Here is a 17,418-nt window from a genome sequence, read left to right as displayed (position 1 = left end):
GGACAATCGCTTTGTTTTGTCTTTGAGGGGGGTCAGGTACCGACCTGACCCCACAAATAACCTTTCTGCTCTAACAATTCTTCATGTGTGCCCTTTTCAATGATTTCACCATGATCGAGGGCGATAATTTGATCTGCTCGTTGAATGGTATTTAAGCGATGCGCGATAATAAAGCTCGTTCTACCTTCCATTAACGCCCAGAGCGCTTTTTGGATTTGAATTTCAGTTCGTGTGTCAATGCTACTCGTGGCTTCATCGAGAATTAAAATCGCTGGATCGGCAAGCACCGCTCTTGCGATGGAGAGAAGCTGTCTTTGACCATGACTAATTCCCCCTCCATCCTGGTTCAATACAGTATCATATCCTTCTGATAACCTGGAAATAAACGTATGAGCATTAGCGACCTGCGCTGCTTTTTCTACTTCTTCATCGCTTGCATCCAGTCTCCCGTAGCGGATGTTTTCCCGAACCGTTCCGTTGAAAAGAAACGTGTCCTGAAGAACGAATCCCATGTTTTGTCGCAAGCTTTCTCTTGTCACTTTCGTAACATCATGATTATCCACTTCAATCGTGCCACCATTCAGTTCATAGAAGCGCATCAACAAGTTTACAATGGTAGTTTTTCCTGCACCAGTTGGCCCAATAATCGCAATCGATTCACCTGGCTTCGCTTCAAAAGAAATATTCGTAAGCGTCGAACCTTCATTATCATAGCCAAATGAAACATTTCGAAACGCCACTTTTCCTTTCACCTGCTTCAGTGCTACTGCATTTTCCTCATCCGGACGCTCTTCTTTCTCATCCAAAATAGTAAAAACACGCTCAGCACCTGCAACCGCGGAAAGTATCGTATTAAACTGATTCGCAAGATCGTTTAGAGGTCTGGTGAAAAGTCGAGAGTATTGGATAAAGGCTACAATCACACCGATCGAAACCATTCCTTTAAGTGACAGCCACCCCCCTGCCGCTGCTATGAGTAAAAAGCTTAAGTTATTTAACACGTTCATCAATTTCGGTATAAAACCAGAATAGGTCATCGCCCAGAATCCCGACGTGCGTAGCGCTTCATTTTTTTGATCTAACTGCTTTAGCACGCGCTGTTCTTGAGAAAATGATTTGATAATTTGCTGCCCCGAGAGTGTCTCTTCAATAACACTGTTCATCTCACCAAGATTACGCTGCTGTTCTTTAAAATAATGACCAGTCCGGTTCGTGATCCACTTCATTCCGAGAAACATAAGAGGAATGATGGTGAACGTAATCAGCGTTAAAAGCGGACTTAACCACAACATCAGCCCTACCGTACCGACAAGAGTGAGCACACTTGAAAAGATCTGGATCACTGAACTATTTAACGTTCGACTGACATTTTCTATGTCATTTGTTAATCGGCTCATTAACTCTCCGTGCGTCTTCTTATCGAAGAATGGAATGGGCAAACGATGCAGGTGATGAAATAGATCTTTCCGCATTCGATAGACCGTTTCTTGTGCAATCCCAATCATCCAGTAGTTTTGGAGAAAAGTAGCGGCAGATTGTAATACGTACACACCGACTAATAGTCCGAGAATAAGCAGTAATCCATTTAAATCGGCTGGTACAAGATATTCATCAATTGCAATGCTCGTTAGATAAGGCCCAAGAAGACTAAATCCTGAACTAAAAAGAACCATCACAATGACGAGGAAAAGCAATCCTTTTTGCATCGATAAATAGCGCCAGATGCGCGCAACAGTTCCCTTCAAATCATCCGGTCGCTTTCTCGCTTGTTTCTTAGAGGGTTTGTTGTTTGAACTCATTGGATGCCTCCTCTCCGTACTGAGACACATAAATCTCACGATAAACGTCATTGTTCCGAAGAAGTTGCTCGTGAGTCCCTTCTCCAATAATTGCGCCATCTTCAAGCAAAATAATTTTATCCGCCTCTTTAATTGAACTGATTTTCTGAGCAATTAATAAAATCATGCTTTCACGATGCCTTAACGCTTTTTGTAACTCAGCTTCTGTTTTTAGATCAAGTGCACTTGTACTGTCGTCAAGAATAAGGATTTCCGGATTACGGATAAGGGCACGCGCAATCGATAAACGCTGTTTCTGCCCTCCAGAAAGGTTAATTCCTTTTTGTCCAAGTACCGTTTCATATTGATTAGGAAGCGTCTTAATAAACGAATGGATTTGGGCTGCTTTAGCCGCTTCTTCAACCTCTTTAGCGGTAGCATCTTCCTTTCCCCAGCGAATATTCTCAGCAATGGTGCCGCTGAATAACACAACTTCTTGAGGAACCACTCCCATACGGCTCCTTAATTCATCAATACCGATATCCGTCTCATCCTGTCCGTTGAACGTAATGTGACCTTCTACAGGTTCATACAATCTTGGAATAAGCTGAACCATGGATGACTTACCTGAACCTGTCGCACCCATGACACCAATGAATTGTCCTTTCTCTGCAGTGAAATTTATATCTCGCAGCACATCGTCCTCTGAATCGGGATAACGAAAGCTCACATGGTGAAACTGAAGTTTCTCTAACGCTAATGGCTGAACACCTAATGCTTCTTTGGAAGACGTATTTGTATCCAACACTTCCTCCATCCGATAGGCAGAAGCTCTTGCTCGTGAAAGAAGCATCAAAATAAACGAAAACATGGTTAGCGCTACTGTAATCCGTGTGCCATATGTAATGATGGCTGAAATTTCACCAACCTGCGCTGTTCCACCGACCACTTTCACTCCGCCAAACCAGATTACGGCAACAATTGCCACGTTCATAAGAATCAACAGTACCGGCGTAGCAAGTTCAATCAAGCGAAGAGATGTTACCGTTTGATTCATTAAATTCTCGTTCACTTTTTTAAACCTTTGTTGCTCATGCTTACTTCGAAGGTAAGCTTTAATGAGTCTAACGCCAACTAGATTTTCTCTCATCACTCCATTAACTCGATCAAGTTTTTCCTGTACTGAGCTGAAAAGCGGAACTCCCTTTTTCATCACAAAATAAAGAAAGACAATGACTAAAGGAATCGCTGCTGTTAAAAGAAGGGCGAGCTGTACATCGACAACAAAGGCCATGATTACCCCACCAACCACAAGCAGCGGGGCTCGAACCATAATACGGAGTCCCATAAATACTACGAGCTGCACCTGATTCACATCATTCGTTAGTCTTGTTAAAAGAGATGAAGTGGGGAAGCGGTTAAAGTCAGCAAAAGCGAAAGACTGTACCTTTTCAAAGAGAGCTTTTCTGAGGTCAAAGCCGAAATGTTGACTAACGTATGAAGCAAGGTAAGTATTAACGATCGAAGCAATAAATGAGACAACCGTTAAAACAAGCATCCAGATCCCCAGTTCAGTAATGACACTAAGGTTTTCCTCCGCAATACCGTTATCAATAATATCCGCCATAAATAGCGGTAGCCAAAGTTCAACGGCTAATTCAACAAGCATTAAAAGGGCCGCTACAATCGCCGCCACCTTGTATGGTTTAATAAAGGATAGTACTTTTTGCATGGCATCCTCCCTCATCCTACATCCTTTTTCTTAATTTTATATTATACAGGATATTTAGGGCCTCGAACAAAAATGAGCTTTTTCATAATCCCTACGAATATTCATCGGAAATAATAAAGGCCAGCTCACTTTCGAGCTGGCTTAGAACTATGCTTTATTGCTTTTAGAAACAATCATTTCAAGATCGCCTTCTAGCTTACAATCTTTCATTGTGGCAGGGATGATTAGATGGTCTCCCTGCTTAACAGAGTGAGAGGTTTCTGAAGATATAATCATGCCTTCTCCACTCAGCACACTAACAAGTAAATAAGGATGATCTTGCGAAAGAGAATATTCTCCATCAAGTTCCCATTTATAAACCGTGAAATATTCCGATGATACAAGCTCAACCTGGTTTAATCCTTCTTCTTCCGTTACGACAGGTGAGAACGGCGGATCTTCATGCGGAATCGTGGATACATCAACCGAGCGTTCAATATGAAGCTCACGTGTGTTTCCATTTACGTCTGTACGATCATAGTCGTACACGCGATAAGTTGTGTCAGAGCTTTGCTGAGTCTCAAGAATCATCGTTCCGGCACCGATTGCGTGAATGGTTCCGCTTGGTACAAAATAAAATTCACCTGGCTCAATCGGAACACGACGTAGTAAACTGTCCCATTCACCCTTTGCAATCATTTCTTCAAAAGACCCTTTTGACTGTGCATGATGGCCAAATATCAGTTCTGAACCTGGATCACAATCAATAATATACCAGCACTCGGTTTTCCCATAGGCTTCACCTTCTACTTCTCTTGCATATGTATCACCAGGGTGAACCTGAACAGAAAGATCACGATCGGCATCCAGAATTTTAATCAAAAGTGGAAAATGCTCCCCGCCTTCATTCCCGAACAATTCACGATGACTATCCCAAACTTCATTTAACTTCTTTCCTGCAAGCGGACCATTTCTTACCTCACTTGGGCCATTCTGATGAGCTGAAATCCCCCAGCATTCTCCAGTCGTTTCAGTTGGAATCGTATAGCCGAATACATCTCTCAGTTTTGTGCCGCCCCAAAGACGATCCTTAAATTCTGGCGTTAGAAAAAGTGGTTCATGTTGGTACATACTATGTGCCCCCTAATTTTCTTTATATTTTTCATTTTCAAAATTCTGCCGGCCATGCATAGCGGCACCAATTATCCCAGCCTTATCCTGCAGATGTACTGGTTCAATCTCTATTTTCCCACGTAGTCCTTCGTATACATAAGAATCTACTTTTTCTTTAAGAAGTGGTAGAATCATATCCTTTGCCTGCATCACGCCACCGCCCAGTATAATAACAGATGGATCAATAGAATGAACGATGTTCGCAATACCTATCGCTAGTGCATCCATAGCTTCGTCAATAATAGCAACAGCTTCCTCATTTTCTTGTTCCGCAAGCTCAAAAACTTCTTCAGCACCACCCGAAATTTCAAGTCGTGCCTTACCTTCTCTTGCAATCGACGTCCCAGAAGCAAGTGCTTCAAGAGATCCTGCGTTCATGTTGGCATGCTTTTGACCTCCAGGCTTAATGATCATATTACCGACCTCAGCACTGTAGCCATGCTCGCCTTGAATAAGGCGATTATTTTGAACGTAACCCCCACCGATCCCCGTACTTACAGTTATGTAAAATGAGCTTTCGCGACCCTTTCCTCCTCCATACAATGCTTCACCAAGAGCAGCAGCGTCAGCATCATTCACAAGATACGTAGGGATACCAATCGCTTCCTCTACCATTTCTGTAATCGGAACATCTTGCCAACCTGGAAGATTAGGCGGTGATACAACAACTCCATCAAAAGGATTAAGCGGCCCGGGTGAACCAATCCCAATAGATACAGCTGAATACGCTTTTTTTACTTCTTTTATTAGTTCAACCATTCTAGTTATAATCGATTCGTAACCTAAGCTTGCCTCTGTAGGTATTTGTTTTACTTGTAGTATTCGTCCGCTCTCGTCTACGAGACCGACGCGGAGATTTGTACCGCCAAGGTCAACTCCTATATATACATTTTCCAACATCCTACCTCCCCAAACTTTCTTTTCTATATATTATCACGAATTTTCACTTTATAAGAAACGAAACAGCGATTACGATAGAATCTCCAATTTTAGATATGAAAGAACTAGAATGAAGACAAAGTTATAAGATGGCTATATCAATGATCCAAGCATTGAGAAATCAACAATATTAACGCACCTAGTCTAACAAATTGGAAATCAATATATTATTTCAGAAAATTCTTCCTAATTATCCAAGCCTCTGCTAAACTATTAATAAAACTACACAAATCGGGTGACTCAATGGTTTTTGACGGCATTTTATTATCTATTCTTGTCGGGTACTTACGCAAAGGTAGCTTAAAAGGGTTTGCTTTTCTTTCCTTTAAAGCAGGTTGGATCTTCCCCCTGTTGCTTCTTATTGAAATTGGTATTTTCACATTCCAATCTTCCTATTCCTGGCTCGGCACGCTGAGCGCACCACTATTTATGGTTATTTATATTGTAGGACTCATTTTTCTTTGGTTAAATCGTAAAATGAACATCGGCATTATGCTTCTTTTCATAGGAGTGCTCCTTAACTTTATCGTAATGGCGATCAATGGAGGGCGAATGCCGGTATCACTTGAAGCGGCAAACATACTTGATCCTGCATATGCAGAAGCCATCAAAAATGGTCTCTATGGAAAACATGCAGTCCTAACCGACAGTACTGCCTTTGGGTTTCTCGGTGATATCATTCCTATTACTGACCCTTATCCAAAAGATCAAGTCATTAGTATTGGCGACATCATTATGAACATTGGTATTTTTATTTTCATCCAGCGCGTTATGGTTAAGTCCAAACATCCAGAAGACCTCATCAAATCACCTGCGCCTCAAAAAGGAATATGAAGGGAGGTGACGTTCATGGAACGTAAAGAGGGCATTAAGCTAACAGGCATCCTTGTGAATATCGCTATCATTACTACTGCTGTTATCGCACTAACTTCTGGATTTAAATTGGTTTAATCAAGATGGAGAGGCATTGCTTCTCCTAAAAAACTAAATTTAAATGAGAGTGATTGAGACATGAAGGGCATATTTCAGAAATTCACTAATGTTGTAAGCGTGTATATTACACTGGCATCTATCACAGGGATTTCTTTATTTCTCACTCAGTACTTCTTGACATATACACCTCTTAACTGGAGTCTGGCCTTCACGTTTGTAGCGGCAATTTTACTATTGAATCACTATACAATTCTATTGCCACCAAGCGGCAATTCCCTATCAATGGATTCAGCGATCTATTTGGCAGTCCTATTTGTATTTGGTATTCATATGGCGCTAACCATCTTGTTACTAACCTCGATCATCTATGCTCTGTATAAAAAAAGCGTTGTTTGGTGGAAGCATATATTTAATTTCTCTATTTATAGCATCATGATTATTGGAACGTATGAAGCTTTCTTTCTTTTTGGTGGAAATCTCGGAACACTATCATTTTTTAACGTAACTTCGTATATGCTTTCGCTTAGCGTTTATTTTCTACTGAACGTGTTATTCATTGGGTTTTTCTTTGTTTTAACCGCCACCGAGAATCTTCTTCATATTGTTAAAGGAATGTTAAAGGAAACCATCTCAAGCTATTTAATCACGTTAATCCTTTCATTGAATCTTGTCCTACTCATGAAGCAGCAAATTATACTTGGCGTTCTATTATTTCTAACTGTAGCCGTGCTACTCTCCATTTCCTTCAAACAATATTTTGAGCTCTATCAAGAAGTATCCCAAAAAGCGGACGTTGATCATCTAACAGAACTATACAATCATGGCTATTTCAAATCTCTTTTGGAAGAAGAAATCAAAACAGCAAAACTAGCAAATCTGCCTCTATCAATCGGTTTGATCGACCTTGATGACTTCAAGAAATACAATGATCAGCACGGGCACCTTCAAGGAGATAAGCTTCTTAAACACTTCGGAGCAGAATTGAAAAAGAGTGCGAGCGACGCGTTTACAGCTGCTCGCTATGGAGGAGAAGAGTTTGCACTGCTAATGCCTGGTAAGACGGAACTCGAAGCCTATCAATTCATCAATCACTTTCGAAAAGACATCAATGATCAATATTTCGAAGGAGTCGAAGTGCTTCCACACGGCTGTCTCTCGTTTTCTGCAGGAATCATCCAATACAACCAGGACATGTACGATTCCTCAGAAGTCCTTGAAAAAGCCGATCAAGCGATGTACTATGCCAAGACTAAAGGAAAGAACAACGTTTGTATTTTTGACGCTGATAATGTACCTGCTAAAACCTTTTATAATAACAAAGAAATGGAATTATTGGAGCAGCAGCTAAAAATCTTTCTTTATAAAGATGTGTACACGTACAAACATAGCAGAAGAGTTTATGAATATGCGATTGAGTTCAGCAACAAGCTTAACTTGAATAGCAATGATCAGAAAATACTTGTTATGGGAGCACTCATTCATGACATCGGAAAGCTTGAGATTCCTCGTGACGTTATCAACAAAAAAGGAAAGCTTACGAAGGATGAGTGGGAGATGGTTCAGAAACATGTCATTTGGGGGAGGGAAATTGTATCAACAAACCGCGAGCTAGCTGATCTTCTTCCACTCGTTGAACTTCATCACGAACGTTATGACGGGAAAGGCTATCCGTACGGATTAAGCGGACAAGAAATCCCTCGACTTGTTCGCATGTTAACAATTATCGATTCATTTGATGCCATGACGACTGAGCGCCCCTATCAAAAAACAAAGTCAATTAGTGAAGCGATAGACGAATTACAAAAATGTGCTGAAACGCAGTTTGATCCTGAACTTGTTCATGAGTTTATTGAGGTGATTCATTCAAGTCCACTGCACAAACATTCAATTGAACAACCAAACAAAATCAGCATTTAAAAAAGCGAATGTGGCTGCATTCGCTTTTTTTGTTTCCGTTAGAAACGCTTCACATTTTATTTTCGCTACCATAACGGCTCATTATGATCAGTTACTTCAAAAAAATATGGAAGGATGAAGACCGTACCAATCGCCATCACGACTTCGATTGGGATAATGACTGAAATGGGAACTTGGAATGCGATCATTGGTAACCATAGAAGCGCAACAATACTTGGAATAACAGATAAATTATTCCTTGCCCGACGTGTTAAATACTGTTCCTTATCACAATAGGGACAGACAACAGCTTTTTTAAACGAAAACACCATAAGGAACGATTCTTTCCACGTCCACTCCGAATGACATTGCTGACAAGTTGTCATTTTTATGACCCCCATACTACTTATACGAACTCAACGTCATGCGAGTTTCAAAATTCTGTTAATCTCCTTCTAAATCCGATAAAGCATGAATCATAATCTTAATGGCGTCTCGTATGCTAGTGAACGGAAAACCAGTATGTGCTGAATGATGGAGCGTCATCTCGAATGTAGGTGGAACATGAATGAATCCTGCTGGGATATCGCTGTCTTTTTGTTCAAGTGCATACAAAACGCTATACATCACGTTGTTACATAAATAAGTTCCAGCTGTATTGGATATTTCTGCAGGTATACCATTTTGTACAAGTGCCTCAGTCATCTTTTTAATAGGAAGAGTTGAGAAATAAGCTGCCGGTCCACCTTCCACGATTGGCTGATCTTCCGGCGCACGCCCCACATTATCTTCTACACTATCATTCACATTAATTGCAATTCGCTCAGGCGTTACTTTTGTTCGGTCAGCGGCAAGTCCAAGCATGATCACAGCAATCGGTTCACATTGTTCAACATACTCAATCAGCATTTCTGATGCTCGCTCATAATCAACAGGAAGAACACGTGAGATAATTTCATAGCCTCCTATCACTTCCTCATCCAATTCCTTGACGATTTGCTCAGTTGGATTATGACGATGTTCAAGAAAAGGCTCAAAACCAGTCAACAATAGCGGTCTCATTCTCTTCTCCCCTTTCGCTTAATAACAAATTACTCCAAATAATCTGAACACTCATCTTTCTATTACCTCTTTCAAACCGGTTTAACCTTCAAATTATAGTCATTTTTTACCACCTTTTCATTTTCTTCACAAGCGTCGAATGATCAATCCTTAATTCCTTAGCTGCAGAACGAAGAGATGGATGTTGTTGAATCGTATCTAATATGATTCTCTTTTCAAAACTTCCTACTCGCTCTTTCAATGAAAGTGGTTCGCTCCCTTTTATACGATAATCCGTAATATGGACTGGTAAATGATGCGGTTCAATAGAGATGGTAGGAACAGATACGACAAGGCTTTCAATCATATTTTTCAGTTCTCGAACGTTTCCAGGCCAGCGATAAGTAAGCAAGGCGCTACGTGTTTCCTTAGTCATCCGTTTTTCAATATGATATTTCGAACAGAAATAAGAAAAGAAATGATCTACCAATACTTCAATATCATGGACACGATCAGCTAACGGAGGAATAGAAATCTCAATAACTTGAAGCCTGTAATAAAAATCTTCGCGAAATGAACCTTTCTCGATTTCTTCTAACAACTGTTTATTTGTAGCAGAGATGATCCGAATATCAAGTTTAATCGGTTTATTTCCACCAATCCGATAAAACTCGCTCTCTTGTAAAACCCTGAGAAGTTTCACTTGGAGAGAAACAGGCATCTCCCCTACTTCATCAAGCATAACCGTCCCACCCTGGGCCAATTCGAGCAAACCGATTTTTCCTTCCTTACGCGCTCCAGTGAACGCGCCTGACTCATAACCAAATAACTCTGATTCTAATAAATGTTCAGGGATAGCTCCACAGTTCACTTTAATAAAAGGCTTGTCCTTCCGATCACTTTCATAGTGAATTAAATTAGCCACAACTTCTTTACCTACGCCTGATTCTCCAGTTAATAATATGCTTGTAGGGTATGGAGCTACCTGTTGTACTTTCTCGTAAATGAGGCCCATTTCTTTACTTCGAAAAACAACCTTGTCAGCTACCCCTTTCAATTGAAGGGAATACCTATTTTGATTCAACTCGGAGAAAGTTTTGGCACGATCAAGCTCAGAGCGCAAACCGTTTAATTGTGTGATATCTCTTACGCTTGTTACCACCAATTCGATCTCGTGATTCTCATCAAAAACCGGACTTCCCGTCACGATAACGTCCTTCTTACCCCCGATTTTTTGTAGAATGGACACCCGCTCTTTTTCTTTTAGTACAAGCAAAGAAACGGACTGATCGATATACCCTTCTTGCATTAAATCTTTCATATGTCGCCCAATTAATTCAGAGCGCGGAAAGCCGGTCATTTCTTCATATGCTGAGTTAACGTAAATCGTCGTTCCCTCTTTATCCACAACATATAATCCGTCTGTCGAAAACTCAATAATTGATTCAAACTGTCGCAGCAAATCGCGGTAGTGTTTCACTTCCGTAATATCCTGAATGATACTAATGACGCCAATAAGCTCTTCGTCCTGATATAGAGGCGTTCGATTGACAACACATTCACGATCAAACAGATGCAGACGTTCACCTATTAAACTATGCTCGTTTTCAAGTACTTCGCTGATTCTTGAATTTGGAACGAAAGCACGAATAGTTGCCCCTTTCCAATGCTGTACACGAAGAAGGTCTTCAGCTGATCCATTCATGTAAATAATTCGTTCTTCTCGATCTATCATAACAACCCCATTGTGTAAGGAAGAAAAGACCTCTTCCCAACCAGTTGTTTTGGCTACATTCAGCATAAAACCCACCTCTCAAATGGTGAAATTTATCAACTTATGGTGAACTACGTCACCACTTAAATATTCAATCTATTCAGACAAACACCTGCCTACTGGTGAAAAAAATCACCTAACAATTGATGATTTGTCTAAAAAGGCTATGTTGTCAGCTTTTAAAAGTTGGCACCAAACTTGCATCACTAAAAGTCGTAAGGAAAGAGCTAACTGTGCTATCTGAACGCACCCATACCAGACCATTACTTAAGAAAGAAGTATTCCAAAGATCATCTGTATGGTCTCAATACCCTTAGCGTTAAAAGGCTAGCGTCTCAGCCCTTGAATGAAATTTTTCACAATTTAAACCAACATAATAGGAGGAATATGAATGAACATTATTAACAAACACCCGAAATTGTACGTAATGGATAATGGGCGTATGAGTATGGATAAAAACTGGATGATTGCGATGCACAATCCCGCTACGATTACGAATCCCAATGCCCAAACTGAATTTGTTGAATTCCCTATTTACACAGTTCTAATCGATCACCCCGCCGGCAAGATCCTTTTTGATACAGCTTGTAATCCAAATTCGATGGGACCAGAAGGCCGTTGGACAGAAGCGACACAGCAAACTTTCCCCTATAAAGCTAGCGAGGAATGCTACCTTCATAACCGCCTGGAGCAGCTGAATGTACGTCCTGAAGACATTAAATTCGTTGTCGCTTCTCATCTCCATCTTGACCATGCAGGATGTCTTGAAATGTTTACGAACGCTACCATTATTGTTCATGAAGATGAATTGAACGGAACGCTTCAGTCCTATGCGCGTAATCAGAAAGAAGGCGCCTATATTTGGGGTGATATTGATGCATGGATTAAAAACAATCTTCAGTGGCAAACCATTAAGCGAAATGAAGACAATGTGCAACTTGCAGAAGGTATTAAAGTATTAAACTTTGGCAGTGGGCACGCCTGGGGAATGATTGGTCTGCATATTCAGATGCCGGAAACCGGTGGAATCATTCTCGCCTCAGATGCCGTGTATACAGCCGAAAGTTTTGGGCCACCGATCAAACCACCTGGCATTATCTATGATTCTCTCGGCTACGCAGCTTCAGTAGAAAAAATCCGACGCCTCGCAAAGGAAACGAATAGTCAGGTATGGTTCGGTCATGACTCAAACCAGTTTAATAATTTCCGTAAATCAACAGAAGGCTACTACGAATAAAAGGAGGATCTGAATGACTTTTTCCAAACTCGTCTTCACCCCACTAAGCTACACTGGTTGGGGATCACTTGCACAACTCTTACCTGAAGTTAAAAAATATACTGCAAAGCGAATTTTGGTCGTAACTGACCCTGTATTAAATGATATCGGTATCGTAGATCGCGTCAGCATTCCTTTAAAAGAGGCCGGATATTCAGTCGATATATATACTGATATACAGCCAGAGCCACCGCTTGCCATCGGCGAAAGACTCGTCAACTATACGAAAGAAAATGCATTTGACCTCGTTATAGGACTCGGAGGAGGAAGTGCGCTAGATCTCGCGAAATTAACAGCTGTTCTGTCAGTACATGAAGGTTCTGTTTCTGACTACCTCAACTTATCAGGAAGCAGACAGATAACCGATAAAGGTTTGCCAAAAATATTAATTCCAACAACTGCCGGTACCGGGTCAGAGGTTACAAATATATCTGTTCTTTCACTCAAAAGCACAAAAGATGTCGTCACACACGACTATCTTCTAGCTGATGCAGCCATCGTTGATCCCGAGTTAACCGTTTCCGTTCCTGCAAAAGTGACTGCAGCAACCGGTGTCGATGCGCTTACGCATGCGATTGAGGCTTATGTTTCGATTAACGCTAGCCCGACAACGGATGCCCTCTCTCTCCAAGCAATTAGGTTAATTAGTCGCTCGATCAGACGTGCTGTTTCGGATGGTGAAGACCGCGAAGCACGAATCAATATGAGTAACGGAAGCTATATCGCTGGCCTTGCCTTTTTTAATGCTGGCGTAGCAGGAGTTCATGCTCTTGCCTATCCTCTTGGAGGGCAATTTCATATCGCTCATGGTGATTCCAATGCCGTTCTTCTTCCTTACTTGATGGGATATATTCGGAAAAGCTGTCCGAAACGAATGGGAGATATTCTGAATGCGCTTGGCGGTAACTCACAATTCCTTTCAGAAGAAGAAGCCTCGTATGAGTGCGTACGAATGCTAGAAAGACTCGTTCAAGACGTTGGCATCCCAAGTACTCTTGGTGGATTCGACATTCCAGCTAACGCCCTGGAGTACTTAACAGAAGATGGCCTGAAACAAAAAAGATTGCTTGCAAGAAGCCCTCTCCCTCTTCATGAGGATGATATTCGCGCGATCTATCAATCAGCATTTAAGGGAGAAATTGTAGAAGCATCCCCTACTACTATTCAACATCCATAAAGTCATTCAAGTTATTAAGCCCGCTTACGCAGCGGGCTTAATGATTGATTTCACCTATCATAGGGAACACCAATTAAAAATGAATTAGGTGGTGTCACTCTTGGGTTACTTTCTACTTCTTATTCTATCAGTTACCATCATGATTTTTCTTATACGAGTACCGCTATCCGATCAATTCCCTCCTGCTATTCGCAAAATGGGCGTGATCTTTCTTGGATTAATCTCGCTTATCTTTCTCGCATTATTGATTGCTTCATTTATTTGATGATCAAAAAGGCGAAAGTGTCCGCTGTGAGTGGACACTTTCGCCTTTTTTGTTTGTAGTGGGGGTCAGGCTCGCGCCTGACCCCCCACTTTATACAAACGTCGTCGCTAAATAAATGACCACCGGCATCGTCGCTAAGCTCGACACAGTGGAAACAAGCGTTGCGCTTGAAACGTTTTGGGGTTCAGTATGAAACTGAATCGCGTACATTGTCGTGTTCGCGGCAGTTGGGGTAGCAGCCATTATTATCATAATTTGCTTTGTTAATGGATCAACAGGCATAAGAAGCACAATGCCAGCGGCAATCAGCGGAGCAACCATAAGCTTAAGTGATAGTGCCGTTGATAGCTTGCGCCAGTCAATCGCCCGAATACGAATGTTCGCAAGCTGCATACCAAGCGTCACCATAATAACGGGAATAGCCGCATCCGCAATTAAATCCACGCCATCACTTATGGTACCCAAAGGAAGATGTAACCATTGAAACAACAGCCCGACAATGGCGCCGTAAACCATCGGCATTTTCCTAACAGCTTTTAAAGCTGCCTTTATCCCATCGTGGTCCGGACTTCCCTTTGCGGCATAATATACGCCAAGTGTGCTCATTAACAGTTGCTGCAATACCATTAAAACAATCGCTGTTTCCATCCCGACTGCCCCAAACAGAAAGAGAACAAGCGGAGTTCCGTAATTTCCGTTATTCATAAACGCGCTCGATAAAACCAATCCGCATCGTTCTGATTCGGTATAGCCATATAGTTTTGAGAGAATGCTCACGATCCCAATTAGCGCAAAGCAAAGTCCAAGCATGTAGATCGACAAATAACCATAGGAGGAATCAATTTCTTGCTCAAAAAATGTTCGAAAAACGAGAAGCGGAACGAGGACATATAAAGCGAGGTTTGAAAGCACCCTTGTCTCCAAGTTAAGAAAACGTTGCGCAATATATCCGACTCCAAATACGAAGAAGATCGGAAGCAATATGGTTATGATCGACATCTTCATTCTCCTTCAGCTTCTTAAAAGGATAGCGTGCCCTGGAATACGAATAAAACAGGATGAAAGGGAACTGATAAAATCAGCCCCCTTTCTTCGCTTATCCGTTAAAAACGATAATTTTTTCTTCTGTCATTTCTTCAATCGCATAGCGTGGACCTTCTTTTCCCGTTCCGCTTTTCTTCACACCACCATATGGCATATGGTCAACGCGATAACCTGACGTATCGTTAATAATCAGTCCACCCACATGTACCTCATTGATCGCTTTTAACGTAAACGCTAGGTCGTTCGTGAATAGGCCAGCTTGAAGGCCATATTCTGAATCATTCACTCTCGCAATCACTTCATCTGTGGAACGGTACGTGCTTACGGCAACGACTGGTCCAAAAACTTCCTGGCGACATACTTTCATATTATCATTTACATTTGAAAGAATAGTAGGTTGGTAGAAGACGCCATTTCTTTCTCCGCCTGTTTCAACAGTAGCTCCCTGCTCAACCGCTTCGTTCACCCAACTTTCTACACGAATGGCTTCACGCTCAGCGATCATCGGCCCAACATCGGTTGCCTGATCCATTGGATCTCCTAAAACAAGGCCTTCTGTTACTTCCTTCATTTTTGCAAGGAACGGCTCATAAACATCTTCATGAACATAAACGCGTTGAACAGAAATACAAACCTGGCCAGCGTTATTAAAACTTTTCTGTGCGGACTGAGTAGCAGCTGTTTCAAGATCTGCATCGTGGTGCACAATTGTTGCGGAGTTATTTCCTAACTCAAGCGCTACTTTACGTAAACCAGCTTTTTCGCGAATATGCTGACCAACGCGAGGGCTTCCCGTAAATGTAAACATGTTCACGTCCTGGTTAGATAGTAGCCATTCACCTACCGTTGCCCCGTCCCCAGTGACAAGGTTCAGGCGGCCTGCCGGAAGACCTGCTTCTTCCATAATCTCTGTTAACAAAATCGCACAAACTGGCGTAACTTCAGCTGGTTTTAGTACAACGCTATTCCCGGCGGCTAGCGCTGGGCCAATTTTGTGGCAGACAAGATTTAGCGGCACGTTAAACGGCGTAATCGCTGCGACAACCCCAATCGGAAACCGTTTTGTATAAGCTTGACGCTGTTCAGACCCTGGCGCTGACTCCACTGGGATTCCTTCGCCGTGAATCCGTTTGGCTTCCTCTGCTGAAACCTCCAGAGTTAAAGCAGCTCTTCCTACTTCACCCTTACACTCGGCTAATGGTTTTCCGACTTCTTTCGCCAGCACTACACCTAGTTCATCTTGACGAGCTCTGAGCGTTGCAGCTGCTTTAATAAGTACCGTATATCGATCATAAGGAGAAAAAGAGGTTTTCAAAGCTTCTTTGGCAGCTTGGACCGCACCTTTAACATCCTGTTCTTCAGCGGCAGCCGTTTTGGCAGCTACTTCTTGTGTATATTTATTTAGTACATCATCTGTTGTCGTTTTTTCTCGCCATTCTCCATTAATGTATAATCCGTACGTTCGTACTGAAGTTTGCGTTGTCACTTTAACATCATCCTCCCTTTTTATAACGTTACGACCTTTTTCTCTGACAAAAGTTCTTCTGCTTTTCCCTGACTTCCGAATACGCGAATCTTTTCTTGTACTTTTTCCTTCATTCGTAGACGACCAAGACCAAGTGAGCTTGCGAGCACGATGTCATTTTGATTTTCGCCAAAAGCTTCTTGCACGCCTCTAGTGAAAGCTTGACGTAGCTCAGTATCAACATTGATTTTCGCAATACCTAGAGAGATCGCGCGCTGTACTTGCTCATCTGGCACATCTGAACCGCCGTGTAGAACGACAGGCCGCTCGACTGCCTCCACAATTTCTTTCAATCGTTCGAACCGAAGATTTGGCGTTTCTTTATAAATACCGTGTGCTGTTCCAATTGATACAGCGAGATAATCAACATCTGTCGCTTCTACAAAAGCAACAGCTTCTTCAGTAGTTGTAATAAGGGCGTCCTTTTCATCAACGGTAATATCATCTTCCGTTCCGCCGATTTTACCAATCTCTCCTTCAGAACCAATCTCTAGTGCTCTTGCAATGTCGACCACTTTCCTCGTTATCGCCGTATTCTCTTCAAACGATAAACCTGACCCATCGAACATAACGGATTGGAAGCCCATTTGAATAGCTTGCATCGTTTGTTCGAACTGACGACTATGATCAAGATGAATCGCAACAGGAACATCAAATTCTTTTTCGTACGTATCAATTAGACCCTTTAATGCTTCCATGCCTAGCGTTTGAATGACCTTTTGTCCAACTTGAATCATAATTGGTGCTTTTTCCTCAGCAGCTGCTTCAAAAATTGCGAGCACTGTTTCCGCATTATGGGCGCTAAAAGCACCTACCCCATATCCGTTTTGAAAAGCATGATCCAGCATTGTTTTTCCGTTAATAAATGGCATAACCATTTCTCCCT

General features: G+C 41.8%; 15 protein-coding genes. 5 read left to right on the top strand and 10 right to left on the bottom strand.

The window, feature by feature from the left end; all coding sequences use genetic code 11:
* Positions 1-32: 32 nt before the first annotated feature.
* The 4 genes from ACIFPW_RS08365 to ACIFPW_RS08350 all read right to left on the bottom strand — a co-directional run bounded on the left by ACIFPW_RS08365 (position 33) and on the right by ACIFPW_RS08350 (position 5,559).
* Positions 33-1,829, bottom strand: a complete 1,797-nt coding sequence (locus ACIFPW_RS08365) for an ABC transporter ATP-binding protein (RefSeq protein ID WP_430243460.1) — start codon at positions 1,827-1,829, stop codon at positions 33-35.
* The gene (locus ACIFPW_RS08360; protein WP_430243450.1) at positions 1,774-3,510 is read right to left on the bottom strand and encodes an ABC transporter ATP-binding protein; all 1,737 of its coding nucleotides are present in this window, start codon (positions 3,508-3,510) and stop codon (positions 1,774-1,776) included. The genes ACIFPW_RS08365 and ACIFPW_RS08360 overlap by 56 nt, the downstream gene beginning before the upstream one ends.
* 147 nt (positions 3,511-3,657) lie before the next feature.
* Entirely contained in the window at positions 3,658-4,620 is a 963-nt protein-coding gene (gene manA, locus ACIFPW_RS08355) for a mannose-6-phosphate isomerase, class I (protein ID WP_430243448.1), read from the bottom strand.
* 12 nt (positions 4,621-4,632) lie between these two features.
* The gene (locus ACIFPW_RS08350; RefSeq protein ID WP_430243446.1) at positions 4,633-5,559 is read right to left on the bottom strand and encodes an ROK family protein; all 927 of its coding nucleotides are present in this window, start codon (positions 5,557-5,559) and stop codon (positions 4,633-4,635) included.
* Between the two features lie 285 nt (positions 5,560-5,844).
* Between ACIFPW_RS08350 and ACIFPW_RS08345 the strand changes: the two genes are divergently transcribed.
* Together ACIFPW_RS08345 and ACIFPW_RS08340 are read left to right on the top strand one after the other, a co-directional pair.
* On the top strand, positions 5,845-6,435 hold the full coding sequence (locus tag ACIFPW_RS08345; RefSeq protein ID WP_430243444.1) for a DUF5317 domain-containing protein: 591 nt from the start codon (positions 5,845-5,847) through the stop codon (positions 6,433-6,435).
* 177 nt (positions 6,436-6,612) lie between these two features.
* Positions 6,613-8,451 (top strand): diguanylate cyclase, encoded by a 1,839-nt coding sequence (locus tag ACIFPW_RS08340; protein ID WP_430243443.1) that lies wholly within the window; start codon positions 6,613-6,615, stop codon positions 8,449-8,451.
* A gap of 65 nt (positions 8,452-8,516) precedes the next feature.
* Here the strand turns inward: ACIFPW_RS08340 and ACIFPW_RS08335 are convergent, their stop codons facing one another.
* From ACIFPW_RS08335 to ACIFPW_RS08325, 3 genes are all read right to left on the bottom strand, one after another.
* The gene (locus ACIFPW_RS08335) at positions 8,517-8,816 is read right to left on the bottom strand and encodes a TIGR04104 family putative zinc finger protein (protein WP_430243441.1); all 300 of its coding nucleotides are present in this window, start codon (positions 8,814-8,816) and stop codon (positions 8,517-8,519) included.
* 58 nt (positions 8,817-8,874) lie between these two features.
* A complete protein-coding gene (pcp, locus tag ACIFPW_RS08330) occupies positions 8,875-9,492 on the bottom strand; it encodes a pyroglutamyl-peptidase I (protein WP_430243439.1) in 618 nt (205 codons plus the stop codon).
* 106 nt (positions 9,493-9,598) lie between these two features.
* Positions 9,599-11,272, bottom strand: coding sequence for a sigma 54-interacting transcriptional regulator (locus ACIFPW_RS08325; protein ID WP_430243437.1), 1,674 nt, complete (start codon positions 11,270-11,272; stop codon positions 9,599-9,601).
* A 364-nt stretch (positions 11,273-11,636) separates the two neighbouring features.
* Here ACIFPW_RS08325 and ahlS point away from each other — a divergent pair, with 364 nt between their 5' ends.
* From ahlS to ACIFPW_RS08310, 3 genes are all read left to right on the top strand, one after another.
* Positions 11,637-12,482 (top strand): AhlS family quorum-quenching N-acyl homoserine lactonase, encoded by an 846-nt coding sequence (ahlS, locus tag ACIFPW_RS08320; RefSeq protein WP_194218682.1) that lies wholly within the window; start codon positions 11,637-11,639, stop codon positions 12,480-12,482.
* A 13-nt stretch (positions 12,483-12,495) separates the two neighbouring features.
* The gene (locus tag ACIFPW_RS08315; protein WP_430243435.1) at positions 12,496-13,698 is read left to right on the top strand and encodes an iron-containing alcohol dehydrogenase; all 1,203 of its coding nucleotides are present in this window, start codon (positions 12,496-12,498) and stop codon (positions 13,696-13,698) included.
* 100 nt (positions 13,699-13,798) lie between these two features.
* The gene (locus tag ACIFPW_RS08310) at positions 13,799-13,963 is read left to right on the top strand and encodes a hypothetical protein (RefSeq protein ID WP_430243433.1); all 165 of its coding nucleotides are present in this window, start codon (positions 13,799-13,801) and stop codon (positions 13,961-13,963) included.
* Between the two features lie 90 nt (positions 13,964-14,053).
* On the opposite strand, the gene ACIFPW_RS08305 is transcribed toward ACIFPW_RS08310, so the two are convergent.
* From ACIFPW_RS08305 to ACIFPW_RS08295, 3 genes are all read right to left on the bottom strand, one after another.
* Entirely contained in the window at positions 14,054-14,962 is a 909-nt protein-coding gene (locus ACIFPW_RS08305; RefSeq protein ID WP_430243431.1) for an AEC family transporter, read from the bottom strand.
* Positions 14,963-15,059: 97 nt separating this feature from the next.
* Positions 15,060-16,493: an aldehyde dehydrogenase family protein gene (locus tag ACIFPW_RS08300; RefSeq protein ID WP_430243429.1), complete on the bottom strand. Its 1,434-nt coding sequence runs from the start codon at positions 16,491-16,493 to the stop codon at positions 15,060-15,062.
* 20 nt (positions 16,494-16,513) lie between these two features.
* Entirely contained in the window at positions 16,514-17,404 is an 891-nt protein-coding gene (locus ACIFPW_RS08295) for a class II fructose-bisphosphate aldolase (protein ID WP_430243427.1), read from the bottom strand.
* Positions 17,405-17,418 lie beyond the last annotated feature (14 nt).

The sequence above is a fragment of the Pseudalkalibacillus sp. NRS-1564 genome (genome assembly GCF_050467905.1).
In the GTDB taxonomy this organism is placed as follows: Bacteria; Bacillota; Bacilli; order Bacillales; family Guptibacillaceae; genus Guptibacillus; species Guptibacillus hwajinpoensis_B.
The sequence above is the reverse complement of the archived record's forward strand: the minus strand, read 5'-3'. Positions and strand labels throughout refer to the sequence as shown.